The 23516-nt window shown below is 70.7% G+C and carries 24 protein-coding genes; 21 read left to right on the top strand and 3 right to left on the bottom strand.

Going from position 1 to position 23516, the window contains the following annotated elements; all coding sequences use genetic code 11:
* Positions 1 to 68 precede the first annotated feature (68 nt).
* The 11 genes from lepB (IEY91_RS35310) to IEY91_RS35260 all read left to right on the top strand — a co-directional run bounded on the left by lepB (IEY91_RS35310) (position 69) and on the right by IEY91_RS35260 (position 9839).
* Positions 69 to 791 (top strand): signal peptidase I, encoded by a 723-nt coding sequence (gene lepB / locus IEY91_RS35310; RefSeq protein WP_164320083.1) that lies wholly within the window; start codon positions 69 to 71, stop codon positions 789 to 791.
* Positions 784 to 1860: a signal peptidase I gene (lepB, locus tag IEY91_RS35305; RefSeq protein WP_189177095.1), complete on the top strand. Its 1077-nt coding sequence runs from the start codon at positions 784 to 786 to the stop codon at positions 1858 to 1860. Before lepB (IEY91_RS35310) ends, lepB (IEY91_RS35305) begins: the two co-directional genes overlap by 8 nt.
* Positions 1751 to 2737 (top strand): signal peptidase I, encoded by a 987-nt coding sequence (gene lepB / locus IEY91_RS35300; protein WP_189177094.1) that lies wholly within the window; start codon positions 1751 to 1753, stop codon positions 2735 to 2737. Before lepB (IEY91_RS35305) ends, lepB (IEY91_RS35300) begins: the two co-directional genes overlap by 110 nt.
* A 126-nt stretch (positions 2738 to 2863) precedes the next feature.
* On the top strand, positions 2864 to 3643 hold the full coding sequence (lepB, locus tag IEY91_RS35295; protein WP_189177093.1) for a signal peptidase I: 780 nt from the start codon (positions 2864 to 2866) through the stop codon (positions 3641 to 3643).
* Positions 3644 to 3728: 85 nt separating this feature from the next.
* The gene (locus tag IEY91_RS35290) at positions 3729 to 4220 is read left to right on the top strand and encodes an NUDIX hydrolase (RefSeq protein WP_164328160.1); all 492 of its coding nucleotides are present in this window, start codon (positions 3729 to 3731) and stop codon (positions 4218 to 4220) included.
* A gap of 55 nt (positions 4221 to 4275) precedes the next feature.
* The gene (locus IEY91_RS35285; protein ID WP_003965949.1) at positions 4276 to 4584 is read left to right on the top strand and encodes a DUF2469 domain-containing protein; all 309 of its coding nucleotides are present in this window, start codon (positions 4276 to 4278) and stop codon (positions 4582 to 4584) included.
* Between the two features lie 96 nt (positions 4585 to 4680).
* Positions 4681 to 5073 carry a YraN family protein gene (locus IEY91_RS35280; protein ID WP_189177092.1) on the top strand — a complete coding sequence of 131 codons (393 nt, stop codon included), beginning with the start codon at positions 4681 to 4683 and terminating at the stop codon, positions 5071 to 5073.
* Positions 5073 to 6698 (top strand): YifB family Mg chelatase-like AAA ATPase, encoded by a 1626-nt coding sequence (locus tag IEY91_RS35275; RefSeq protein ID WP_164320073.1) that lies wholly within the window; start codon positions 5073 to 5075, stop codon positions 6696 to 6698. The genes IEY91_RS35280 and IEY91_RS35275 overlap by 1 nt, the downstream gene beginning before the upstream one ends.
* Before the next feature lie 89 nt (positions 6699 to 6787).
* Positions 6788 to 7981, top strand: coding sequence for a DNA-processing protein DprA (gene dprA, locus IEY91_RS35270; protein WP_164320071.1), 1194 nt, complete (start codon positions 6788 to 6790; stop codon positions 7979 to 7981).
* Between the two features lie 297 nt (positions 7982 to 8278).
* On the top strand, positions 8279 to 9118 hold the full coding sequence (gene whiG / locus IEY91_RS35265; protein ID WP_164320069.1) for an RNA polymerase sigma factor WhiG: 840 nt from the start codon (positions 8279 to 8281) through the stop codon (positions 9116 to 9118).
* Between the two features lie 163 nt (positions 9119 to 9281).
* Positions 9282 to 9839: a TetR/AcrR family transcriptional regulator gene (locus IEY91_RS35260; protein ID WP_164328159.1), complete on the top strand. Its 558-nt coding sequence runs from the start codon at positions 9282 to 9284 to the stop codon at positions 9837 to 9839.
* A gap of 120 nt (positions 9840 to 9959) precedes the next feature.
* Here the strand turns inward: IEY91_RS35260 and IEY91_RS35255 are convergent, their stop codons facing one another.
* Positions 9960 to 10601 (bottom strand): murein hydrolase activator EnvC family protein, encoded by a 642-nt coding sequence (locus IEY91_RS35255; protein ID WP_189177091.1) that lies wholly within the window; start codon positions 10599 to 10601, stop codon positions 9960 to 9962.
* A gap of 271 nt (positions 10602 to 10872) precedes the next feature.
* On the opposite strand from IEY91_RS35255, the gene rpsB reads away from it, so the two are divergent.
* The 10 genes from rpsB (at position 10873) to IEY91_RS35205 (ending at position 21753) form a co-directional block, all read left to right on the top strand.
* On the top strand, positions 10873 to 11808 hold the full coding sequence (gene rpsB / locus IEY91_RS35250) for a 30S ribosomal protein S2 (protein ID WP_164320065.1): 936 nt from the start codon (positions 10873 to 10875) through the stop codon (positions 11806 to 11808).
* A gap of 109 nt (positions 11809 to 11917) precedes the next feature.
* Positions 11918 to 12754: a translation elongation factor Ts gene (gene tsf / locus IEY91_RS35245; protein WP_164320062.1), complete on the top strand. Its 837-nt coding sequence runs from the start codon at positions 11918 to 11920 to the stop codon at positions 12752 to 12754.
* Positions 12755 to 12975: 221 nt separating this feature from the next.
* Positions 12976 to 13734, top strand: a complete 759-nt coding sequence (gene pyrH / locus IEY91_RS35240; RefSeq protein WP_164320059.1) for a UMP kinase — start codon at positions 12976 to 12978, stop codon at positions 13732 to 13734.
* A 157-nt stretch (positions 13735 to 13891) separates the two neighbouring features.
* Complete coding sequence (frr, locus tag IEY91_RS35235) at positions 13892 to 14449, top strand: ribosome recycling factor (RefSeq protein ID WP_189177090.1); 558 nt, start codon at positions 13892 to 13894, stop codon at positions 14447 to 14449.
* 47 nt (positions 14450 to 14496) lie between these two features.
* Entirely contained in the window at positions 14497 to 15630 is a 1134-nt protein-coding gene (locus IEY91_RS35230) for a phosphatidate cytidylyltransferase (protein ID WP_189177089.1), read from the top strand.
* Between the two features lie 78 nt (positions 15631 to 15708).
* Positions 15709 to 16815, top strand: coding sequence for a dual-specificity RNA methyltransferase RlmN (rlmN, locus tag IEY91_RS35225; protein ID WP_189177088.1), 1107 nt, complete (start codon positions 15709 to 15711; stop codon positions 16813 to 16815).
* Positions 16816 to 17020: 205 nt separating this feature from the next.
* Positions 17021 to 18127 (top strand): thiamine ABC transporter substrate-binding protein, encoded by a 1107-nt coding sequence (locus IEY91_RS35220; protein WP_189177087.1) that lies wholly within the window; start codon positions 17021 to 17023, stop codon positions 18125 to 18127.
* Positions 18103 to 19812, top strand: coding sequence for an ABC transporter permease (locus IEY91_RS35215; RefSeq protein WP_189177086.1), 1710 nt, complete (start codon positions 18103 to 18105; stop codon positions 19810 to 19812). Before IEY91_RS35220 ends, IEY91_RS35215 begins: the two co-directional genes overlap by 25 nt.
* A complete protein-coding gene (locus tag IEY91_RS35210) occupies positions 19812 to 20882 on the top strand; it encodes an ABC transporter ATP-binding protein (protein ID WP_189177085.1) in 1071 nt (356 codons plus the stop codon). Before IEY91_RS35215 ends, IEY91_RS35210 begins: the two co-directional genes overlap by 1 nt.
* Positions 20883 to 20952: 70 nt before the next feature.
* Entirely contained in the window at positions 20953 to 21753 is an 801-nt protein-coding gene (locus tag IEY91_RS35205; protein WP_164320039.1) for a maleylpyruvate isomerase family mycothiol-dependent enzyme, read from the top strand.
* 83 nt (positions 21754 to 21836) lie between these two features.
* Here IEY91_RS35205 and IEY91_RS35200 read toward each other — a convergent pair whose 3' ends face one another.
* Positions 21837 to 22967 (bottom strand): LOG family protein, encoded by a 1131-nt coding sequence (locus IEY91_RS35200; protein WP_189177084.1) that lies wholly within the window; start codon positions 22965 to 22967, stop codon positions 21837 to 21839.
* Positions 22968 to 23026: 59 nt separating this feature from the next.
* Entirely contained in the window at positions 23027 to 23431 is a 405-nt protein-coding gene (locus IEY91_RS35195; RefSeq protein ID WP_189177083.1) for a VOC family protein, read from the bottom strand.
* Between the last annotated feature and the right edge of the window lie 85 nt (positions 23432 to 23516).

Genomic DNA, 23516 nt, shown 5'->3' with positions numbered 1-23516 from the left:
CTCGCGCCCGGCCCCCGGGCCGAGCTCCCGCGCGGGTCCACAGCGGGGCCGGATAGCATCTGGCCCCGATGGACACCGAAGCACAGCACACGGAGCGCGACCGCTCCTCCCCCTCCTCCGAATCCGGACCCGCTCCCGCGGACGCACCGGACACGGAGGGCACGGAGGAGCGGTCGCGCTCCGTTTTCGCGTCCTTCATGGACTGGGTCCCCGGCGGCCGCCTCACCCTGACCGCGCTCCTGTGCATGGGCGCACTGCTCCTGGTCAGCACCTTCGTGGTGCAGCCCTACGCGATCCCCAGCGGCTCCATGGAGCCCGCGTTCCGGCCCGGAGACCGCGTACTCGTCAACAAGTTGGCGTACCGTTTCGGTTCCGGCCCACAGCGCGGTGACGCGGTCGTCTTCGACGGCAGCGGCTACTTCGGAGACTCCGACTACGTCAAGCGGGTCGCGGGCGTGGGCGGCGACCGGGTGGTCTGCTGCGACAAGCGGGGGAGGATCAAGGTGAACGGCGAGCCCGTCGACGAGCCTTACCTGTTCCGCGGAGACGCCCCCTCGACGGTGCCCTTCGATGTCGTGGTGCCCGACGACGCCCTCTTCCTGCTCGGTGACCACCGCAGCGACTCCAGCGACTCCCGCGACCACCTGGGCTCTCCCGGCGGCGGCATGATCCCCGTCGACGCGGTCATCGGCAGGGCCGACTGGATCGCCTGGCCGCTCGGCCGCCTGACCTCCCTGAAGCGTCCCGACGCCTACGCGCGCGTGCCCGCACCAGGCGGCACGCATGGGTAACAGGGGCCGCGCGAAGGCCACGCACGCGGCCGACACCCGGCTGCCCACCGGGACCCGCCCCACCAGCGGCCCCGTACTGCCCGGCCGCGCCGAGCGCCGCAAGCTCGCGAAGAAGGTCAAGCGCCGCAGGCGCCGCTCCGCGATCAAGGAGATACCGCTCCTCATAGTCGTCGCCCTGCTGATAGCCCTGGTACTGAAGACCTTCCTGGTGCAGGCCTTCGTGATCCCCTCGGGCTCCATGGAGCAGACGATCCGCATCGGCGACCGCGTCCTGGTCGACAAACTCACCCCGTGGTTCGGCAACAAGCCCGCGCGCGGGGACGTCGTCGTCTTCAAGGACCCCGGGAACTGGCTCGAGGAAGAGCGCGGCAAGAAGAAGGACGACCCCGTCGTCATCAAGCAGGTCAAGCAGGGCCTGAGCTTCATCGGACTGCTCCCGTCCGACGACGAGCGCGACCTGATCAAGCGCGTCGTGGGCGTCGGCGGCGACACCGTGAAGTGCTGTGACAAGAACGACAAGGTCACCGTCAACGGCGTGGCGCTCAACGAGCCCTACCTCCACCCCGGGGACAAGCCCTCCCTCTTCGAGTTCGAGGTGAAGGTCCCCAAGGGACGCCTTTTCGTCATGGGCGACCACCGGTCGGATTCGGCCGACTCCCGCTTCCACCGGAACGAGAAGTTCAGCGGCACCGTCTCGGAAGACGAGGTGGTGGGCCGCGCCCTTGTCATCGCCTGGCCCTTCGGCCACTGGCGCAAACTGGAAGAGCCCGATACGTACGCGTCCGTTCCCGACGCGCCCGCCGGGTCGGACACCGCCACAGGAGCGTCGCATAAGGTGGCCCCCGGCGATCGCAACGGAATTACCGGCCTCCCGACCCCTGCGGAACTCCCGCTCGTTATGGGAGTGGTGGGCCTGCATCGCGCACGGGGCAGGCAGTGGTACGGACTGAGGAGTGGATGTGGGGGATGTGGCGGTCGGCGCACGATCCGGACACGAGGGGCCCGAGGAGCAGCCTGGGCACTCCGCGGAGCCGGCACCCGCGGCGGACGGGATGAGCACCGGCCCTGACACCGCGGCCCCCGGTGAGACCAGTGTCCCGGGCCCGCAGGACGGCGAGCAGCCGAAGCCCCCGAAGGCCAAGAAGCCCAAGTCCTTCTGGAAGGAGCTTCCGCTCCTCATCGGCATCGCGTTGATCCTGGCCCTGGTCATCAAGACCTTCCTGGTCCAGGCGTTCTCGATCCCCTCGGACTCCATGCAGAACACGCTCCAGCAGGGCGACCGGGTCCTGGTCGACAAGCTGACGCCGTGGTTCGGCTCCGAGCCCGAGCGCGGCGAAGTCGTGGTCTTCAAGGACCCCGGCCACTGGCTGGACGGCGAGCCCACCCCCGACCCGAACGCGGTGCAGAAGGTCCTCGGCTGGATCGGCCTGATGCCGTCCGCCGACGAGAAGGACCTCATCAAGCGCGTCATCGCCGTCGGCGGCGACACCGTGGAGTGCAAGGGCACCGGCCCCGTGAAGGTCAACGGCAAGGCGCTGAACGAGAAGAACTACGTCTTCGAGGGCAACACCCCCTGCACGGTCGACGACCAGGGCGGCCAGTTCAAGATCACGGTCCCCAAGGGCAAAATCTGGGTCATGGGCGACCACCGGCAGAACTCCCTGGACTCCCGGTACCACCAGAACCAGCCGGGCGGCGGCGCGGTCCCCGTCGACAACGTCGTGGGCCGTGCCTTCGTGATCGCCTGGCCCCCCACCCGCTGGGGAACGCTGCCGGTCCCGGACACCTTCGACCAGCCCGGCATCAGCCAGGCCATGAGCGCCGCTCCGGCAGCCCTCGGCCTCGCGGGCGCCCTGCCCCTCGTCCTGTGGCGCCGTCGGCGAGTGGCCGCACGCCTCGATTCCGGGCGCGGCACCAGGGTTTCTGGCGGACGTACCGCCGGGTAGTCTGCCGTCCCAGATCACCGATCTTCCACGGCCCCCGTCCCGAACAGAGCGCGTCACTGTCGTACGCCGCTCGCATACTCGGTACGAGGGGCCGCGGGGTCGTCTCCGAACCGGGGGAGCACTGGGATGAGCACGACACGTCGTACGGACGAGGGCCACGGACGGCTCGGCAGCACGCTGTCGGGGGTCGCCGTGGCCCTCGGCTGTGTGCTCTTCCTCGGCGGCTTCGTCTGGGGCGCGTTCGTCTACCAGCCGTACACCGTCCCCACGGGCTCGATGACCCCCACCATCGGGGCGGGCGACCGGGTCCTCGCCCAGCGCATCGACGGCGACGACGTGCGCCGCGGCGACGTCGTCGTCTTCCGGCAGAAGGCCTGGGGCGACCTGCCGATGGTCAAGCGCGTCGCCGGCGTCGGCGGCGACCGGATCGCCTGCTGCACGGACGGCAAGCTGACCGTCAACGGCAAGCAGATCGACGAACCGTATCTCCCCAAGGGAACACCGGCCTCGACGAACGGCATCCCCGCGACCACGGTCCCCGAGGGCCGTCTGTTCCTGCTCGGTGACGAGCGCAGCGGGTCGCTGGACTCCAGCACGCATCTGCAGGACGCCGGCCAGGGCTCCGTGCCGCGCAGCGCGGTGAAGGGCCGGGTCGACGCCGTGGCCTGGCCGCTGGACGGCATGCTCGACCGTGCCACGGGCTTCGACGACCTGCCCGGCGGTACGTCGGAGCCGGGGCCGCTGCGGCTCGTCCTCGCCTCCGTGGTGGTGGGCGCGGCTCTCGTCCTCGGCGGGGCGGCGTACGGGCCGATCGCCAAGCTCGCGCGGCGGCGCACCGGGCCCGCCGGGGGCGCGGGCGGCGGCAGCAGGTCGAGTGGGACCACGGAGGCCGCTGGTGTCGGCTGAGGACGTGGCGGGAACCGCTGGGGCCTCCGGGGTCACTGGGTCTGCTGAGACCGTCGGCGCCGACGGCGCCCCTGGGGACGACGCGGTGTCCGGGCGGCCGCTGCGGAAGGTGGCGCGGGTCGTGCTCCTCGACGGACGCGACCGCATCCTGCTGCTGCACGGGCACGAGCCGGGCGACCCCGCGGACGACTGGTGGTTCACTCCGGGTGGTGGCCTTGAGGGTGACGAGACGCGTGAGCAGGCCGCGCTGCGGGAGCTCGCCGAAGAGACCGGAATCACAGACGTCGAACTCGGCCCCGTTCTGTGGCGGCGGGTGTGCTCCTTTCCCTTCGCCGGGCGGCGCTGGGACCAGGACGAGTGGTACTACCTGGCGCGAACCGCGCAGACGGCGACGCGCGCCGCGGGACTGACCGAGCTGGAGCGGCGCAGTGTCGCCGGAGCGCGCTGGTGGACGTGCCGGGAACTCGCCCGGGCGCATGAGACGGTGTATCCGACCAGACTCGCCGAGCTGCTGCGCACGCTGCTCGACGAGGGTCCTCCGAGCACACCCCAGACCCTCGACACGGAAATCGTGTAGGGGCTCCCGGGGCTGGCGCACAATAGGGGGACGCACGGCTGAAGGGGAACATGCCATGAGCGCCGAGGACCTCGAGAAGTACGAGACCGAGATGGAGCTGAAGCTCTACCGGGAGTACCGCGACGTCGTCGGTCTGTTCAAATACGTGATCGAGACCGAGCGGCGTTTCTACCTCACGAATGACTACGAGATGCAGGTGCACTCGGTCCAGGGTGAGGTGTTCTTCGAGGTGTCGATGGCGGACGCCTGGGTCTGGGACATGTACCGGCCGGCCCGGTTCGTCAAGCAGGTGCGAGTGCTCACGTTCAAGGACGTGAACATCGAGGAGCTCAACAAGAGCGATCTCGAGCTGCCGGGCGGCTGAGTTCCACCGCCTGACGCGTGAGCTCCACCTTCGGGTGACTGAGTTGTCCACAACCCGTCGGTAGCACACCAAGATCCAATAGCTGGGCCCCGCCGCGTGACCGTGGGTGTCGGAGGTGGTGCCGACATGAACGCACAGGGTGCACTCGGCAAGTACGGCGAGGAGCTGGCCGCACGGCGGCTGGCCGAAGCCGGGATGACGGTCCTGGACCGCAACTGGCGCGGCGGCAGGACGGGTGAGATCGACATCGTCGCCCGCGACGGCGACGCGTTGGTCGTCTGCGAGGTGAAGACCCGCAGGGAGGCCTCCTTCCAGCATCCGATGGCCGCGATCACACCGGTCAAGGCCAAGCGATTGCGCGGCCTCGCCGAGCGCTGGCTTCAGGAACACGGCGGGGCGCCACCGGGCGGTGTGCGCATCGACCTGGTGGGCGTGGTCGTGCCCGAGCGCGGCGCTCCCGTGGTCGAGCACGCGCGGGGGGTGGCGTGATGGCCTTCGCGCGTACGTGTTCGGTGGCTCTGGTCGGCGTCGAGGGCGTCGTCGTCGAGGTGCAGGCCGACCTGGAACCGGGCGTCGCGGCGTTCACGCTGGTGGGGCTGCCCGACAAGAGCCTCACGGAGAGCCGTGACCGGGTCAGGGCGGCGGTCGTGAACTCCGGTGGCGAGTGGCCGCAGAAGAAGCTCACGGTCGGCCTCAGCCCCGCGTCCGTGCCGAAGGGCGGCAGCGGCTTCGACCTGGCCGTGGCCTGCGCGGTCCTCGGCGCTTCGGAGCGGATCGACCCCCGTGTCCTCGCGGACATCGTGATGATCGGCGAACTGGGTCTCGACGGACGGGTGCGGCCGGTGCGTGGTGTGCTGCCCGCCGTCCTCGCGGCGGCCGAGGCCGGCTATGAGCAGGTGGTCGTGCCCGAGTGCACGGCAGCGGAGGCCGCACTGGTGCCCGGGGTGTCCGTCCTCGGTGTCCGCAGCCTCCGGCAGCTCATCGCGGTCCTGACCGACGAACCGGTCCCGGAGGAGGATCCGGCCGAGGAGGGCCGCCCGGACCCGCTGATGGCGGGCCTGAACCTGCCCGGCGCCGGGCTCGGTACGGGCATGGGCGGCTTCGGGACCCCGGAGCACGACCAGCGGCACGACCTCGCGGACGTGGTCGGCCAGGTCTCGGCGCGCACGGCGATGGAGGTGGCGGCGGCCGGCGGACACCATGTGTTCCTGCAGGGTCCGCCGGGCGCGGGCAAGACCATGCTCGCCGAGCGGATGCCGGCCATCATGCCCCGGCTGTCCAGGGCGGAGTCCCTGGAGGTGACGGCCGTCCACTCGGTCGCGGGCATGCTGCCGCCCGGCAAGCCGCTGGTGGACGTCCCGCCGTTCTGCGCGCCGCACCACTCGGCGACCATGCAGTCACTCGTGGGCGGCGGCAAGGGGATCGCGCGTCCCGGGGCGGTCTCCCTCGCTCATCGTGGGGTGCTTTTCCTCGATGAGGCGCCGGAGTTCAGCAGCCACGCGCTGGACGCGCTGCGCCAGCCGCTGGAGTCGGGGTACGTCGTGATCGCCCGCAGCGCGGGCGTGGTGCGGTTGCCGTCGCGGTTCTTGATGCTGCTCGCGGCGAACCCCTGCCCGTGCGGCCGCTACAGCGTCACGGGCGAGAGCTGCGACTGCATGCCGAACAGCATCCGCCGCTATCAGGCCAGGCTCTCCGGCCCGCTCCTCGACCGGGTGGACCTCAGGGTCCACGTGGAGCCCGTCACCCGCTCCGAACTGACGGCGCAGGGGGCGCGGGGCGAGTCCACACAGGTCGTGGCCGACCGCGTGCGCGCCGCCAGGGAGCGCGCGGCCACCCGCTTCGAGGGCACACCCTGGCGCACCAACAGCGAGGTGCCAGGGCATGAGCTGCGCACCCGGTGGCAGGCCGTCCCCGGATCCCTGGCCGAGGCGGAGGACAGCCTGGAGCGGGGCTTCCTCACGGCCCGCGGCCTCGACCGGGTGCTGCGGGTGGCGTGGACCGTGGCCGACCTGACGGGCCACGACCGCCCGGACGCGGGCGATGTGGCGCTGGCGCTGCAACTGCGCACGGGGGTGCCGCGTGGGGTGCCCATGGTGGTGGGGGCCAGGTCGTGAGCGGGGAGCGCGGGTGGGGTCCGGGCGAAGTCCGGGATCCCGGGGATCCCCGGGATCCGTCGGCCGGGCAGGGCCCAGCTCCACCCGCTGTGCCGGGCTCGACAAGTAGTCCGTCCCCGCCGCCCGACGGCGAACGCCTCGCCCGTGTCGCGTTGACGCGGGTGCTGGAGCCCGGGGATGCCGTGGGTGGACGGTGGCTCCGGGAGTGGGGGGCCGTCGAGGTGCTGCGGTGTCTGGTGGAGGGGAGAGGGCCGGGCGACGGGGAGGAGCGGTTGCCGGGGGTGACGGCGAAGCGGTGGGAGGGGCTGCTGGCCCGGGCTGGGCGGGTGCGGGCGGAGCGGGATCTGGAGGCGGCCGGGGAGGTCGGGGCGCGGTTCGTGGTGCCGGGGGACGCCGAGTGGCCGGTGCAGCTCGACGACTTGGGGGACGCGCGACCTGTCGGGCTGTGGGTGCGGGGGCGGCCGTCACTGCGGATCTGGGCGCTGCGGTCGGTGGCGGTCGTGGGGGCCCGGGCCTGCACGGAGTACGGGGCGCACATGGCGGCGAGCCTCGGCGCGGGGCTGGCCGAGCGCGGGTGGGTGGTGGTGTCCGGTGGCGCGTACGGCGTGGACGGTGCGGCGCACCGGGGTGCCCTCGGCGCGGGCGGCGCCACCGTGGCGGTGCTCGCGTGCGGGGTCGACCGGCCCTATCCCCGGGGGCACGCACAGTTGATCGGGCGGATCGCGGAACAGGGGCTCGTCGTGGGGGAGTTGCCGCCCGGCGACCACCCGACGCCGAGCAGATTCATCCTGCGGAACAGGGTGATCGCGGCGCTCACCCGCGGCACCGTCGTCGTGGAGGCCGCCTACCGCAGCGGTGCGCTGGTCACGGCGCGCTCCGCACAGGACCTCGGGAGGCACACGATGGGGGTGCCGGGGCCCGCCACCAGTGGATTGTCGGCGGGGGTGCACGAACTGCTGCGCGGGGACGGGGTGCTGGTCGGCGACGCCGCCGAAGTCGTGGAGCTGGTCGGGGACATGGGGGAGCTCGCGCCCCCGCGGCGCGGGCCGGTCGTGCCGCGCGATCTGCTGCACCCCGGCGCCGCCCGGGTGCTGGCCGCGCTGCCGGCGCACGGGAGCGCCGAGGCGCGGGACATCGCACGAGGGGCGGGCACCAGTGCGGACGACGCGGTCGCCCGGCTGTACGAACTTCGCTCGCTCGGGTTCGTCGAACGACACGGCGACGGCTGGCAGTTGACACGCCAGGCGATTCTCTCGCTCTTTCCGGGCGGAGGTGGTGCGTGACGGTGTGTGTTGCGCCGGACGGATGAACTCCGACGACCTTGGGAAAACGTGCAGTTGGCGCGGCCGATCCGTCACGGAGCGCGACGAAAGTGATCCCGAAGAGCGTCAAGCGGAACGTATCTGCGTACGTGCGATCCCATACTCTTCGCACTCTGTGGCACTTCAGTCACGCTACGCTCACAACGAATCCGGTGCGGACAGGCAATAAGACGGACAACTCATTCACTTCGCGCAAACCCACCAGCGCACCGGGTCCGGCAACTTTCCAGATCACGGCAGAACGGCTCAAGGCGACGCATGCCCCAGCACACGTCAGGGTCCGACCGGGCGGCAGTTCCCCCAGCCGCCCGAAGCGGCGAGCGGGAGCGGCCACCCGCTCCCACGTCGCTGGACGAGCTGTGGCGGTCGTACAAGACGACGGGCGACGGGCGGCTGCGCGAGCAGTTGATCCTGCACTACTCGCCGCTCGTGAAGTACGTCGCGGGCCGCGTGAGCGTGGGTCTGCCCCCCAACGTCGAGCAGGCGGACTTCGTGTCGTCGGGGGTCTTCGGGCTCATCGACGCGATCGAGAAGTTCGACATCGAGCGGTCGATCAAGTTCGAGACGTATGCGATCACGCGGATCCGGGGCGCGATGATCGACGAATTGAGGGCGCTCGACTGGATTCCCCGGTCCGTGCGGCAGAAGGCGCGCAACGTGGAGCGGGCGTACGCCACGTTGGAGGCGCGGCTGCGGCGCACCCCGTCCGAGGGTGAGGTCGCGGCCGAGATGGGCATCGCGGTGGAGGAACTGCACGCGGTCTTCAGCCAGTTGTCCCTGGCGAACGTCGTCGCCCTGGAGGAGCTGCTGCACGTCGGCGGCGAGGGCGACCGGCTGAGTCTGATGGACACCCTCGAGGACACCGCCGCCGACAACCCGGTCGAGGTCGCCGAGGGCCGTGAGCTGCGGCGACTCCTGGCGCGGGCGATCAACACGCTGCCCGAGCGGGAGAAGACCGTCGTCACGCTGTACTACTACGAGGGGCTCACGCTCGCCGAGATCGGCAACGTGCTCGGCGTGACGGAGAGCCGGGTGAGCCAGATCCACACGAAATCGGTGCTGCAGTTGCGGGCGAAGCTGGCCAGTTTTGGTCGGTGAGGTGGAGGGCGGGGCCGTGGGTGCGTGTGGTGAATCGTCCCTGCCCCGGCCGCGCCTTTCGGGCGCGCGCCGCCGCTGCCAGGACGAATGCCTGCTTGGCGGGCTCCCCTGGCGGGCGCCGCGTCCGTAAAGTGGAGGCGTGCCAAGGATTCGAGCGGCCTCTGTGGCCGAGCACCGGTCGATGCAGCGCGGCGCCCTGCTGGACGCAGCGCGATCCCTGCTGTCCGAAGGCGGTACGGAGGCGCTGACGTTCCCCGCGCTCGCCGAGCGCACGGGACTCGCGCGCTCGTCCGTCTACGAGTACTTCCGCTCGCGCGCGGCTGTCGTGGAAGAGCTCTGCGAGGTCGACTTCCCCGTGTGGGCGGCGGAGGTCTCGGCGGCGATGGAGGCGGCGGAATCGCCCGAGGAGCAGGTCGAGGCCTATGTGCGGCGGCAGCTCGCGCTGGTCGGGGACCGGCGGCACCGGGCCGTCGTGGCGATCTCGGCGAGTGAGCTGGACGCGGGGGCGCGGGAGAAGATCCGGGCCGCGCACGGCGGGCTCGTGGCCATGATCGTGGAGGCGCTCGGGGCGCTGGGGCATCAGGAGCCGCGGCTGGCCGCGATGCTGCTTCAGGGGATCGTGGACGCCGCGGTGCGGCGGATCGAACTCGGCGTGGCCGAGGATCCCCAGGCCATTACGGAGGCTGCCGTGGGCATGGCGCTGCGGGGCGTGCGGGGCTAGGCCTCTGGCCCTGGGCCGGGGGTGACTTCGGTTGGCGTGGACGTTGAGGGCACCCGGAACCGTGGGCTGTGCCCACCTCCCCATCCCCAAGCTCTCGGCTTCGCTCGACAAGGGGGCCCCTCACAGGTGCTCCGCAGTCAGCGGCAGCAGGCGGGACGGGGCCCCGCCCAGTAGCCATGGGGGAAGCAGGGCCAGCGGGTTCAGGTAGGTGTCCGCTCTCAGGAGCCCCCAGTGCAGGCATGTCGTGGGGCAGTGGGAGGGGGCCGTGGGGTCGAGGGTGCCGAGGAGGGTGCCCGTAGTCACCCGGGCGCCCTTCTTGACCGTGGGCCGCACCGGCTCGTAGGTGGTGCGCAGGGGCGGGTCCCCCGTGCGGGACAGCTCCACCGAGACCACCCCGCGGCCCGCCACCCGCCCCGCGAAGGACACCCGGCCCGGGGCCACCGCGCGGACCGGGGAGCCCGGCGGCGCGGCCAGGTCCACGCCCCGGTGCCCCGCGCCGTACTCCGAGGCCGGCGGCTCCCACCCCCGTACCACCCACGGACGCGCCCCCACCGGCCAGGCGCCGCCGACGGCCGGAACCGGTCCAGGATCCGCCGCGGACGCAGCCCCGGGCGGCGGCTCGGGCGCCCGCGCGCGGCCCGCGGACGGCCCCGGCCCCACCCCCGCCGCCCGCACGGACCCGCAGGCCAGCGCCAGCAGCACCAGGACCCACACCGCCACATTCGTCACGCCCCGCACCCGGGGCAGTCGCTCACACGTCATGCCGGAACGGTCCCGCCCCGCGCCGTTCCGCGGGGATCATGGCCGGGAACGGTGGACTACCAGCCGGTTGTGGACAGCGGCGTCACCCGCCGCCCCGCGGGTCCCGTACACTTCATGTGGCGATCCGGGTCACCGGGTCGACTTCGCACGCCCCGACACCGCGCTTTTCCGAGCCAGTGGTGTCAGCGCCTTTCGGTCCCGTACGCGAGTACGTGGCACGGCGCGTGCCGGGCGTCAGGACATAACCGAGAAAACACCAAGGAGTACGGCCATGGCCGTCGTCACGATGCGGGAGCTGCTGGAAAGCGGCGTCCACTTCGGTCACCAGACCCGCCGTTGGAACCCGAAGATGAAGCGCTTCATCTTCACGGAGCGCAACGGCATCTACATCATCGACCTTCTCCAGTCGCTGTCGTACATCGACCGCGCCTACGAGTTCGTCAAGGAGACCGTCGCCCACGGCGGCACGGTCATGTTCGTCGGTACGAAGAAGCAGGCGCAGGAGGCCATCGCCGAGCAGGCGACGCGCGTCGGCATGCCCTTCGTCAACCAGCGTTGGCTGGGCGGCATGCTCACCAACTTCTCGACCGTCTACAAGCGCCTGCAGCGCCTGAAGGAGCTCGAGCAGATCGACTTCGAGGATGTGGCCGCCTCCGGCCTCACCAAGAAGGAGCTGCTCGTCCTCTCCCGCGAGAAGGCCAAGCTGGAGAAGACCCTCGGCGGTATCCGCGAGATGTCCAAGGTGCCCAGCGCCGTCTGGATCGTGGACACCAAGAAGGAGCACATCGCTGTCGGCGAGGCCCGGAAACTCAACATCCCGGTCGTCGCGATCCTCGACACGAACTGTGACCCCGACGAGGTCGACTACAAGATCCCGGGCAACGACGACGCGATCCGCTCCGTCACCCTGCTCACCCGCGTGATCGCCGACGCCGTCGCCGAGGGCCTCATCGCCCGTTCCGGCGTCGCCACCGGTGACTCCAAGCCGGGCGAGAAGGCCGCGGGCGAGCCGCTCGCCGAGTGGGAGCGCGACCTGCTCGAGGGCGAGAAGAAGGCGGACGAGGCCGTCGAGGCCCCGAAGGCCGACGAGGCCCCCAAGGCTGACGAGGCCGCCGAGGCCCCCAAGGCCGAGGAAGCCCCGAAGGCCGACGAGAAGCCGGCCGACGACGCCACCGAGGCTCCGGCCGCGGACGCCGAGCAGGCCTGACGTCTGAGTCTGTGCGGCTTCGGCTGCTGACGGCGGGGGCCTGTGCCACAAGCACGGCCCCCGCCGTTCACCCGTAGATCTTCGACTTCGAGAAAGACTTTCGAGAATCATGGCGAACTACACCGCCGCTGACGTCAAGAAGCTCCGTGAGCTCACGGGCGCCGGCATGATGGACTGCAAGAAGGCCCTCGACGAGGCCGACGGCGACGTCGACAAGGCCGTCGAGGCCCTGCGCATCAAGGGCCAGAAGGGCGTCGCCAAGCGCGAGGGCCGCTCCGCCGAGAACGGCGCCGTGGTCTCCCTCATCGCCGACGACAACACCTCCGGCGTGATCGTCGAGCTCAAGTGCGAGACCGACTTCGTCGCCAAGGGCGAGAAGTTCCAGTCCGTCGCGAACGAGCTGGCCGCCCACATCGCCAAGACCAGCCCGGCCGACGTCGCGGCGCTCCTCGCGTCCGAGATCGCGCCCGGCAAGACGGTCCAGGCGTTCGTCGACGAGGCCAACGCCAACCTCGGCGAGAAGATCGTCCTGGACCGCTTCGCGCAGTTCTCCGACGGCTTCGTCTTCGCGTACATGCACCGCACGATGCCCGACCTGCCCCCGCAGATCGGTGTCCTCGTCGAGCTCGACAAGGCCGACGCCGAGGTCGCCAAGGGCGTCGCCCAGCACATCGCCGCCTTCGCGCCGAAGTACCTCACCCGTGAGGACGTTCCGGCCGAGGTCGTCGAGACCGAGCGTCGCGTCGCCGAGGAGACCACCCGCGCCGAGGGCAAGCCGGAGGCCGCGCTCCCGAAGATCGTCGAGGGTCGCGTCAACGGCTTCTTCAAGGACGCCACTCTCCTGGGCCAGCCCTACGCCCTCGACAACAAGAAGTCCGTCGAGAAGGTCCTGCAGGAGGCCGGTGTCACCCTGAAGCGCTTCTCGCGCATCAAGGTCGGCATCTGAGTCCGTACCACGATCGACGGTAGACCCCGCTAGGGTCTGGCCCGGTCGCCCGCGTACGCAGCGACGGGCGTGACGGCGTACCCGAGGGGAACCCGGAAACGTGGGACCCTCGCACGCGACGGACGACCGCAAGATCTGACGAGGAGGCCATTGCCGCAGATGGGATGAACACCACCCCACCGGCAATGGCCTCTTCGTATGTGCACCACAAGGAGAACTCCATGACCAAGGCCGACACCAAGAGTGACGACGGCAAAGTAGCCGGGCGCTTCCTGCTGAAGCTGTCCGGCGAGGCGTTCGCCGGAGGCGGCGGCCTCGGCGTCGACCCCGATGTGGTGCACAACATCGCCCGCGAGATCGCGGCCGTCGTGCGGGACGGCGCGGAGATCGCCATCGTCATCGGCGGCGGCAACTTCTTCCGCGGCGCCGAACTCCAGCAGCGCGGCATGGACCGGGCCCGCTCGGACTACATGGGCATGCTCGGAACCGTCATGAACTGCCTGGCCCTGCAGGACTTCCTGGAGAAGGAAGGCATCGACTGCCGCGTGCAGACCGCCATCACCATGGGGCAGGTCGCGGAGCCGTACATCCCGCTGCGCGCCGTGCGCCACCTGGAGAAGGGCCGCGTCGTCATCTTCGGCGCCGGTATGGGCATGCCGTACTTCTCCACCGACACCACCGCCGCCCAGCGGGCCCTGGAGATCGACGCGGAAGCGCTGCTCATGGGCAAGAACGGCGTCGACGGGGTCTACGACTCGGACCCCAAGACCAACCCGGACGCGGTGAAGTTCGACTCCCTCGGGTACGGCGAGGTCATCACCCGCGACCTGAAGGTCGCCGATGCCACCGCCGTCACCCTGTGCCGGGACAACAAGCTGCCCATTCTCGTCTTCGAACTGCTCGCGGAGGGCAATATCGCCCGGGCGGTCAAGGGTGAGAAGATCGGCACACTCGTGGGCGACCAGGACTCCCGGGCCTGAGCAGAGTACGTCCCTCAAGGGGTCGACGACTCCGTCGGACGACCCCATCGAGGGGATGGACAAAGCCCTGCCGGTCGGACACCGTGCAGGAAAGAGACGCGACGCAGCCGGCCGATCCGTGGAAGCCGGGCCTACTCAAGACACGCAGGAGCAAGTGGTGATCGAAGAGACCCTCCTCGAGGCCGAGGAGAAGATGGAGAAGGCCGTCGTGGTCGCCAAGGAGGACTTCGCCGCGATCCGTACGGGCCGTGCCCACCCGGCGATGTTCAACAAGATCGTGGCCGACTACTACGGCGCGCTGACGCCGATCAACCAGCTCGCCTCGTTCTCGGTGCCCGAGCCGCGCATGGCCGTGGTGACCCCGTTCGACAAGACCGCGCTGCGCAACATCGAGCAGGCGATCCGCGACTCGGACCTCGGCGTCAACCCGAGCAATGACGGAAACATCATCCGGGTGACGTTCCCCGAGCTCACCCAGGACCGTCGCAAGGAGTACATCAAGGTCGCCAAGACCAAGGCCGAGGACTCCAAGATCTCGATCCGGTCGATCCGTCGCAAGGCCAAGGAGGCCTTCGACAAGGCGATCAAGGACGGCGACATCGGCGAGGACGAGGGCCGTCGCGCCGAGAAGGACCTGGACGACACCACCTCGAAGTACGTCGCCCAGGTGGACGAGCTGCTCAAGCACAAGGAAGCCGAGCTGCTCGAGGTCTGATCGAGTCCGACTCGACGTCCGATCTAGGTCTGAGGATTCCGAATTCCGTGAACGACACTTCCTGGGGGGCGCCGCCCAGAGCCGGGTACTGGGGGGCACCCGACCAGGGACCGCTCCAGGGTGCTGCCCCGGCGGGTCCCGCATACGATGCGCAGGACGCTGTGACTCCTTCAGAGACCCAGCCCATGCCCATCGTTCCCGACGTCAGCGCGAGCGCCGGACACCAGGACGACGACCGGGGGGCTGCTCAGCCGAGCGGCCCCCTGTTCCGTGACGAGACGCCGCCCGCGCCCCCAGCACCCCCCGCGCAGAAGCCGCAGGAGCCCATGACCGGCGCACCACACCCCGCCCCAGCCCCGCAGAAGAAGAGCGCGGGCCGTGACCTCGGGGCGGCCATAGGTGTCGGCGTGGGGCTCGGCGCGGTCATCGTCGCGTCGCTCTTCATCCGGAAGGCGGTCTTCGTCGGCGTCATAGCGGTCGCCGTGGTGGTCGGCCTCTGGGAGCTGACCTCGCGCCTCGAAGAGCGCAAGGGCATCAAGGCGCCGCTGGTGCCGCTCGCGGTGGGCGGCGCCGCGATGGTCGTCGCCGGGTATGTCCGCGGCGCCGAGGGCGCCTGGGTGGCGATGGCGCTGACCGCGCTCGCGGTGCTCGTGTGGCGCATGACCGAGCCTCCCGAGGGCTATCTGAAGGACGTCACGGCGGGTGTCTTCGCGGCGTTCTACGTTCCCTTCCTCGCGACGTTCGTGGCGCTGATGCTCACCGCGGGCGACGGCCCGCAGCGGGTGCTGACCTTCCTGGTCCTGACCGTGGTCAGCGACACCGGCGCGTACGCGATCGGCTGGCGCTTCGGCAAGCACAAGCTCGCGCCGCGCATCAGCCCCGGCAAGACCCGCGAGGGCCTGCTCGGCGCGGTGACCTTCGCGATGGCGGCGGGCGCGCTGTGCATGCACTTCCTGATCGACGACGGGACGTGGTGGCAGGGCCTGCTCATCGGCCTCGCGGTGGCGGCGAGCGCGACGCTCGGCGACCTCGGCGAGTCGATGATCAAGCGCGACCTCGGCATCAAGGACATGGGCACGCTGCTGCCCGGCCATGGCGGGATCATGGACCGCTTGGACTCGTTGCTGCCTACGGCCCCAGTGGTGTGGTTGTTGCTGGTGGCGTTCGTCGGCACCGGCTGACCTGCGGTTTCGTGCGAAGGGGTCCGTTATCCACAGGGTGCGGGCCCCTCTTCGTATCTCTGGGACAATGGACGAACCATGCCTAAGCCCGGAGAACTCACTTTCGTCGCCCCCCGTGGAGCCAAGAAGCCGCCGCGGCACCTCGCCGACCTCACGCCCGCCGAGCGGAAGGAAGCCGTCGCCGCGACCGGCGAGAAGCCGTTCCGCGCCAAGCAGCTCTCGCAGCACTACTTCGCGCGGTACGCGCATCAGCCCGAGCAGTGGACGGACATCCCGGCCGGTGCGCGCGGCAAGCTTCAGGAGGCGCTGCTTCCTGAGCTGATGTCGGTGGTGCGGCACATCAGCTGTGACGACGACACCACCCGCAAGACCCTGTGGCGGCTGTTCGACGGCACCCTCGTGGAGTCGGTGCTGATGCGGTATCCGGACCGGGTCACCATGTGCATCAGCTCCCAGGCGGGCTGCGGCATGAACTGCCCGTTCTGCGCGACGGGCCAGGCGGGCCTTGACCGGAACCTGTCGACCGCCGAGATCGTGCACCAGATCGTCGACGGCATGCGGGCCCTCAGGGACGGCGAGATCCCGGGCGGCCCGGCCCGGCTCTCCAACATCGTCTTCATGGGCATGGGCGAGCCGCTCGCCAACTACAACCGCGTGGTCGGGGCCATCCGCAGGCTGACCGACCCCGAGCCCGACGGCGTCGGCCTCTCGCAGCGCGGCATCACCGTGTCCACCGTCGGCCTGGTGCCCGCCATCCACCGGTTCGCTGACGAGGGCTTCAAGTGCCGCCTCGCCATCTCGCTGCACGCGCCCGACGACGAGCTGCGCGACACCCTCGTCCCGGTCAACACCCGCTGGAAGGTCCGCGAGGTCATGGACGCCGGCTGGGAGTACGCGGCCAAGTCCGGCCGTCGCCTGTCCATCGAGTACGCGCTGATCCGGGACATCAACGACCAGGCGTGGCGCGGCGACCGGCTCGGGCGGCTGCTCAAGGGCAAGCCGGTGCACGTCAACCTCATCCCGCTGAACCCGACACCCGGCTCGAAGTGGACGGCGTCCCGGCCCGAGGACGAGAAGGCCTTCGTCGAGGCGATCGCCGCCCACGGCGTGCCGGTCACCATCCGTGACACCCGTGGCCAGGAGATCGACGGGGCATGCGGCCAGCTCGCGGCGTCCGAGAGGTAGTCTTGCGGGCGTAACCACATCTGCATATTCCGACAGGGGAGCGCCACAGCGCTGAGAGTGCGGTATCGGCCGCAGACCCTCTGAACCTCGCCCAGGTCATTCTGGGTAGGAAGTTCGGTCGCTACTCAAGCTGTTGCGCCCTGCCCGGGACGCCGATCCGTCGGTCCCGGGCGGGGCCGCGTCTCTTCCTGGTCACTCCAGGAGGATGTTTTTCGTGAGCACCACAAAGAAGGCGTCGGTGAAGAGGGCGTCTCTCACGGCGGCCGCCGTGGGTCTCGGGCTCGTCGCCGTCACCGCGTGCGGCTCGGACAGCGGGTCCAAGGCGTCGGACTCCAAGTCCGTGACCCTCGTGACGCACGACTCCTTCAACGTCTCCAAGGACGTACTGAAGGACTTCGAGAAGACCTCCGGCTACAAGGTCCGCGTCCTTGAGGACGGCGACGCCGGGCAGGCCGTGAACAAGGCGATCCTGTCCAAGGGCAATCCGCAGGGCGACGTGTTCTTCGGCGTCGACAACACCCTGCTGTCGCGGGCCCTCGACAACGGCGTCTTCCAGCCGTACGAGGCCAAGGGCGCGGACCTGGTCCTGCCGCAGTACCGGCTCGCGGGGGGCGAGAAGGGCGTCACGCCCATCGACTCCGGCGACATCTGCGTGAACTACGACAAGAAGTACTTCGCCGACAAGAAGCTGGCGCCGCCGAAGTCCTTCGACGACCTGATCAAGCCCGCGTACAAGAACCTCCTCGTCACGGAGAACGCCTCGACGTCCTCGCCCGGTCTCGGCTTCGTGCTCGGCACGGCCGCGCGGTACGGCGACGACGGCTGGCAGGGCTACTGGAAGAAGCTGAAGGCCAACGGCGTCAAGGTCGTCGACGGCTGGGAGCAGGCGTACAACGAGGAGTTCTCCGGCTCGGCCGGCGGCAAGAAGGCCAAGGGCGACCGGCCGCTCGTCGTGTCGTACGCCTCGTCGCCGCCCGTCGAGGTGCTCTACGCCAAGCCGCAGCCCAAGGAGGCCCCGACCGGCGTCGCCACCGGCACCTGCTTCCGGCAGATCGAGTATGCGGGCCTGCTGAAGGGCGCGAAGAACGAGAAGGGCGGCAAGGCGCTCCTCGACTTCATGATCAGCAAGAAGTTCCAGGACGACATGCCGCTGCAGATGTTCGTGAACCCGGTGCGGGAGGCCGCGCAGACGCCCGAGCTGTTCCGGAAGTTCGGGGTGCGGGTCGACAAGCCGGAGACCATGGCGCCGAAGAAGATCGCCGACAACCGTGAGCAGTGGGTCAAGTCATGGACCTCGCTCGTTCTGAAGTAGCCGAGCCCGGCTCCGGGAAGGTCCGTAGGGGTCTTCCCGGGGGCCGGCGCGGGAGCGCGGCTCGGCTCGGCCTCATGGCCCTGCCCGTCGCGTTCTTCGCCGTCTTCTTCGCCTACCCGGTCGCCGCGATCGTCGCGCGCGGCCTGAAGGCCGACGGGAGCTGGCAGTTCGGCCGGATCGGCGAGGTGATCGGGCAGTCGGACATCCAGCAGGTGCTGTGGTTCACCACCTGGCAGGCGCTCGCCTCCACAGCGCTCACGCTGCTGATCGCGCTGCCCGGCGCGTACGTCTTCGCGCGCTTCGACTTCAGGGGCAAGCAGGTGCTCCGGGCGGTCGTCACCGTGCCGTTCGTGCTGCCCACCGTCGTCGTCGGCACGGCCTTCCTCGCCGTCATCGGGCGCGGCGGGCTCTTCGACGAGCTGTGGGGGATGCGCCTGGACACGACGGTGTGGGCGATCCTGCTCGCGCACGTCTTCTTCAACTACGCCGTCGTCGTACGCACCGTCGGCGGGCTCTGGTCGCAGCTCGACCCGCGCCAGGAGGAGGCCGCCCGCATGCTCGGCGCCTCCCGCCTCACCGCCTGGCGCACGGTCACGCTGCCTGCGCTCGGGCCCGCCGTCGCGGCGGCCGCGCTGATGGTCTTCCTGTTCACGTTCACGTCCTTCGGCGTCGTACAGATCCTCGGCGGACCGGCGTACTCGACGCTCGAAGTCGAGATCTACCGGCAGACCGCGCAGCTCCTCGACCTGCCGACGGCCGCCGTCCTGACGATCGTGCAGTTCGCGGCGGTCGGCGCGGTGCTCGCCGTGCACGCCTGGACGGTGCGCAGGCGCGAGAGCGCGCTGCGCCTCGTGGACGCCTCGGCGACGGTGCGGCGGCCGCGCGGGGCCGGGCAGTGGAGCCTGCTCGGCTTCGTGCTCCTGACCGTCGCGCTGCTCATCCTGCTGCCGCTCGGCGTGCTGGTGCAGCGCTCGTTCGACGGGCCCGACGGCTACGGCTTCCTCTACTACGAGACGCTGCGGTCGACCGACGGCGGGGCGTTCCTCGTCCCGGCCGTCGACGCGATCGGGAACTCGCTGCGGTACGCGGTCGTGGCGACGGCCATCGCGGTGCTGATCGGCGGGCTCGCGGCGGCCGCGCTGACCCGGCGCGCGGGGCGGCTCGTGCGCGGGTTCGACGCGCTCCTCATGCTGCCGCTCGGCGTGTCCGCGGTGACCGTCGGCTTCGGCTTCCTGATCACCCTCGACAAGCCGCCCCTTGACCTGCGGGCGTCCTGGATCCTGGTGCCGCTTGCGCAGGCGCTGGTGGGCGTCCCCTTCGTCGTACGCACGATGCTGCCCGTCCTTCGCGCGGTGGACGGACGGCTGCGCGAGGCGGCCGCGGTGCTCGGGGCCTCGCCGCTGCGCGCCTGGCGCGAGGTCGACTTTCCGCTGGTGCGGCGGGCGCTGCTGATCGCGGCGGGCTTCGCCTTCGCGGTGTCGCTCGGCGAGTTCGGCGCGACGGTGTTCATCGCCCGGCCGGACAACCCGACGCTGCCGGTCGCGGTGGCGCGGCTGCTCGGGCGCGCCGGAGACCTCAACTACGGCCAGGCGATGGCCCTTTCGACGATTCTGATGGTGGTGTGCGCGGTGTCGCTGTTGCTCCTGGAGCGGTTGCGTACGGAACGTACGACGGGAGAGTTCTGATGACTGCCGTGCAGCCGAAGGGCGCCTCCACGGCCGGTGCCGACGCCGGGGCGCTGCTGCGTCTCGACGACGTGACGGTACGTTTCGGGGCCCGCGCCGCCCTCGACACCGTGGGCCTCGACGTCGCCGAGCACGAGATTGTGTGCGTGCTCGGGCCGAGCGGCAGCGGCAAGTCGACGCTGCTGCGGGCCGTCGCCGGGCTCCAGGGGCTCGACGGCGGGCGGATCGTGCTCGGCGGGCGCGACCAGGGCGGGGTGCCCGCGCACAAGCGGGGCGTCGGCCTGATGTTCCAGGACCATCAGCTCTTTCCGCAGCGCGATGTGGCGGGCAACGTCGCCTTCGGGCTGCGGATGCACGGCGCCTCGCGGGCGGAACAGGCCCTGGGGGTCGCCGAGTTGCTGGACCTGGTGGGGCTTCCGGGTGCGCAGAAGCGGGCCGTTTCCTCGCTGTCGGGCGGCGAGCAGCAGCGCGTCGCGCTCGCCCGCGCGCTCGCGCCGCGGCCCCGCCTGCTGATGCTCGACGAACCCCTCGGCCAGCTCGACCGCTCGCTGCGCGAACGCCTCGTCGCCGAACTGCGGGAACTCTTCGGCGAGTTGGGTACGACGGTGCTCGCGGTCACGCACGACCAGGGCGAGGCGTTCGCGCTGGCGGACCGGGTCGTGGTGATGCGGGACGGGCGGATCGCCCAGTCCGGTACGCCGCTTGAGGTGTGGCGGAACCCCGCCGACGAGTTCGTCGCGCGCTTCCTCGGCTTCGACAACGTGGTCGACGCGACCGTCACCGGCGAGGCCGCGGACACCGTGTGGGGCAAGGTCCCCGTGCCGGACGGGACCCGGCAGGGGGCGTGCAGGCTGCTCGTGCGGCCGGCCGGGGTGCGGCTCGTGGGGGCGCGGGAGGGGCTCGCGTGTGTGGTGACGGCGCGTACGTTCCGGGGTACGCATGTCGCCGTGCGTCTGGAACCGCCCGGCGGGCCGAGGCTCGAGGCGGCGTGCGCGCTGCGGGACGCGCCCGCTGTGGGGGAGACGGTGGGGGTGGCGTTCGACTCGGGTGACGTGGTGGTGCTCGGCTGAGGGGTTCCGCTGTGCGGCGGTGGCGGAAACCCGGCTGCCGGGGCGCGGGACGTCGACTTATGGTTCGGCCATGACGAGACTTGGATACGACCGTTACCGCGAAGAAGTCGCCACACAGATCGGGCTGTTCAGGGAGACCCTGGCCGGGGCCGACCTGTCGGTGACCGTGCCGACCTGTCCCGAGTGGACCCTCGGGGAGCTCGCCCGGCACACCGGGGGCGCGGTGCGGTGGGTCGAGGCGCATGTGCGGACCCGGGCGGAGGCCCACGTCGCCGAGTCGGACGTCCCCGGCTTCCAGGGGCCCGGTGACGACGATCCCGCCGCGCTCGACGCGTGGCTCGCCGAGACGGCGGAGCGGATGGACGCCGCCCTGGCCGGAGCCTCCGGCGACACGGCCGTGTGGACGTGGACCGACGAGCACACCGCCGAGTTCTGGGCCCGGCGGATGACGCACGAGGTGGCCGTGCACCGGGCCGACGCGGCGATCGCCGCGGGGGTTCCGTACGAGGTGGCGCCCGAGGTCGCCGCTGACGCGATCGATGAGTGGCTGGAGATCGTGCAGTACGTGCAGCGGACCAACTTGGCGGACAACGCGCACGAGTTGCGGGGGGACGGGCGGAGCATTCATCTCCACGCGGTGGATGCGGGGGCCGCCGGGGCGGCGTTGGACGCGGAGTGGGTGGTGGAGCTCGCTCCGGAGGGGGTTGTGTGGCGGCGGGCGCACGAGAAGGCGGATGTCGCGCTTCGGGGGCCGCTTACGGAGGTGCTGCTGGCGTTCTACCGGCGGCGGGGGTTGGACTCCGGGCGGGTTGAGGTGCTGGGGGATCGGGAGTTGCTGGAGTTCTGGCTGGAGCGGGCTTCGTTTGGGTGACGGTGGGGTGTGACGGTGCACGTCGGCGTGGGGCTGTGCCCACCCGTGCCGCCCTGCGGCACGACTGCCCACAGCCGGGTCGACTAAGCAGTACCCCCCAGCTCGGTCAGCTTTGTTGCTGCCTCGCTCACGTCGTCCACCAAAGCGATCCGTGAGCCCATCGGGCGGTTCGCCGAGAGGGACTGGAGGAGGGGCCACGCCGGGAGATGGTGGGTCCAGTGGTGGGCGTTGACCAGGACCATGGGGGTGGGGGTGCCGCGGGACTCGTAGTAGTTGGGGGTCGCGTTGTCGAAGATCTCCTGGACGGTGCCCGCGGCGCCCGGGAGGAAGACGACGCCCGCGTTGGACCGGGCGAGCAGCCCGTCCTCGCGGGTGGCGTTGGCGAAGTACTTGGCCAGGTGCGCGGCGAACGCGTTCGGCGGCTCGTGGCCGTAGAACCACGTGGGGATGCCGACCGAAGGACCGCCGGACGGCCACAGCTCGCGCACCGCGAACGCGGCCCGCGCCCACTCCGTCACCGACGGCGTGAACGAGGGCGCCTTGGCGAGGATCACCAGGGCCTCGTCCAGCATCGCGTCGTCGTACACGGCCGCGTACGCCCCGAGGTTCGCCGCCTCCATGGCTCCCGGACCGCCCCCGGTCGCCACCGTGAACCCGGCCCGCGCGAGCTGCCGGCCGAGCCGCGCCGCACCCGCGTACTCCTCCGTGCCCCGCGCCATCGCGTGGCCGCCCATGACGCCCACCACCCGCGCCCCGACGAGGAGTTCGTCGAGCGCGTCGGAGATGGAGTCGTCGTGCACGGCGCGCAGCATCGACGCGAAGACGTCGCCGTCGGCCTTGGTCTGCTGGAACCACGCGTAGGCGCGGGCGTCCGGCGTCGCCTCGTACCCGCCGTCGTCGAGCCCCGCGAACAGGTCGCCGGGCGTGTACAGGAGCGCGCGGTAGGGGTCGAACGGCAGGCCAGGGACGGGTGGGAAGACCAGCGCGCCACCGGCACGGACGCGGGCGGCGGCGTCCTCCGTCATCGGGCAGCCGAGGAACACGGCGCCCGTGGTGTCCGCGGTGAGCAGCGCGGACGTACGGTCCGTCAAGTCGACGGCCTGGACGCGGAATCCGGCGAGCGAGCCGCGTACCGCCATGACCTCGTCGAACTCGGCGAGCGTCTCGATCTCGCGGTCGCCGGGGTGACGGGCGGATGCTTCGGAGGGCAGCATCCGCCCATGCTATGCACCCCTGGGACGCGGGTCCCGCCCGGCCGGGACGTGGCTCCCGCTCAGCCCTCGACCTGCGACTCGTCCATCCACATGACCTCCCAGGTGTGGCCGTCCAGGTCGTCGAAGGAGCGGCCGTACATGAAGCCGTAGTCCTGGGTCTTGCCGGCCGTGCCGCCCGCCGCCAGCGCCTTGTCGACGAGCCCGTCGACCGCGTCGCGGCTCTCGGCGCTCAGACAGAGGAGCACCTCGCTGGTCTTCGTGGGGTCCGCGATCTCCTTGGTCGTGAACTCCTTGTAGTGCGACTTGCTCAGCATCATCGCGACGATCGTGTCGCTGATCTTGACGCAGGCGGTGTCGTCCGTGGAGAACTGCGGGTTGAGCGAGTAGCCGAGCGCGGTGAAGAACTTCTTCGAGGCCTCGACGTCGTTCACGGCCAGGTTCACGAAGATCATCTGCTGGTACATGTGCGTCTCCCGTGGGGTGTGTGCCTCGCGTAAGCGCGTGTGTGCGTCTTACGGAGGATTAGACGACCCCTCGGCCCGGAACTCA

The organism is Streptomyces lasiicapitis (assembly GCF_014646335.1).
GTDB classification, from domain to species: Bacteria; Actinomycetota; Actinomycetes; order Streptomycetales; family Streptomycetaceae; genus Streptomyces; species Streptomyces lasiicapitis.
This window is presented reverse-complemented; position numbering and strand designations above follow the sequence as displayed.

What these genes read in the sequence shown, in the direction of transcription:
- IEY91_RS35220 (WP_189177087.1), top strand. Translation starts at nt 17,021, where the DNA reads ATGTTTTTCGTGAGCACCACAAAGAAGGCGTCGGTGAAGAGGGCGTCT.
- tsf (WP_164320062.1), top strand. Translation starts at nt 11,918, where the DNA reads ATGGCGAACTACACCGCCGCTGACGTCAAGAAGCTCCGTGAGCTCACG.
- rpsB (WP_164320065.1), top strand. Translation starts at nt 10,873, where the DNA reads ATGGCCGTCGTCACGATGCGGGAGCTGCTGGAAAGCGGCGTCCACTTC.
- lepB (WP_164320083.1), top strand. Translation starts at nt 69, where the DNA reads ATGGACACCGAAGCACAGCACACGGAGCGCGACCGCTCCTCCCCCTCC.
- IEY91_RS35215 (WP_189177086.1), top strand. Translation starts at nt 18,103, where the DNA reads ATGGACCTCGCTCGTTCTGAAGTAGCCGAGCCCGGCTCCGGGAAGGTC.
- whiG (WP_164320069.1), top strand. Translation starts at nt 8,279, where the DNA reads ATGCCCCAGCACACGTCAGGGTCCGACCGGGCGGCAGTTCCCCCAGCC.
- IEY91_RS35210 (WP_189177085.1), top strand. Translation starts at nt 19,812, where the DNA reads ATGACTGCCGTGCAGCCGAAGGGCGCCTCCACGGCCGGTGCCGACGCC.
- IEY91_RS35275 (WP_164320073.1), top strand. Translation starts at nt 5,073, where the DNA reads ATGGCCTTCGCGCGTACGTGTTCGGTGGCTCTGGTCGGCGTCGAGGGC.
- lepB (WP_189177095.1), top strand. Translation starts at nt 784, where the DNA reads ATGGGTAACAGGGGCCGCGCGAAGGCCACGCACGCGGCCGACACCCGG.
- pyrH (WP_164320059.1), top strand. Translation starts at nt 12,976, where the DNA reads ATGACCAAGGCCGACACCAAGAGTGACGACGGCAAAGTAGCCGGGCGC.
- IEY91_RS35200 (WP_189177084.1), bottom strand. Translation starts at nt 22,967, where the DNA reads ATGCTGCCCTCCGAAGCATCCGCCCGTCACCCCGGCGACCGCGAGATC.
- IEY91_RS35255 (WP_189177091.1), bottom strand. Translation starts at nt 10,601, where the DNA reads ATGACGTGTGAGCGACTGCCCCGGGTGCGGGGCGTGACGAATGTGGCG.
- IEY91_RS35205 (WP_164320039.1), top strand. Translation starts at nt 20,953, where the DNA reads ATGACGAGACTTGGATACGACCGTTACCGCGAAGAAGTCGCCACACAG.
- lepB (WP_189177093.1), top strand. Translation starts at nt 2,864, where the DNA reads ATGAGCACGACACGTCGTACGGACGAGGGCCACGGACGGCTCGGCAGC.
- IEY91_RS35195 (WP_189177083.1), bottom strand. Translation starts at nt 23,431, where the DNA reads ATGTACCAGCAGATGATCTTCGTGAACCTGGCCGTGAACGACGTCGAG.
- rlmN (WP_189177088.1), top strand. Translation starts at nt 15,709, where the DNA reads ATGCCTAAGCCCGGAGAACTCACTTTCGTCGCCCCCCGTGGAGCCAAG.
- IEY91_RS35285 (WP_003965949.1), top strand. Translation starts at nt 4,276, where the DNA reads ATGAGCGCCGAGGACCTCGAGAAGTACGAGACCGAGATGGAGCTGAAG.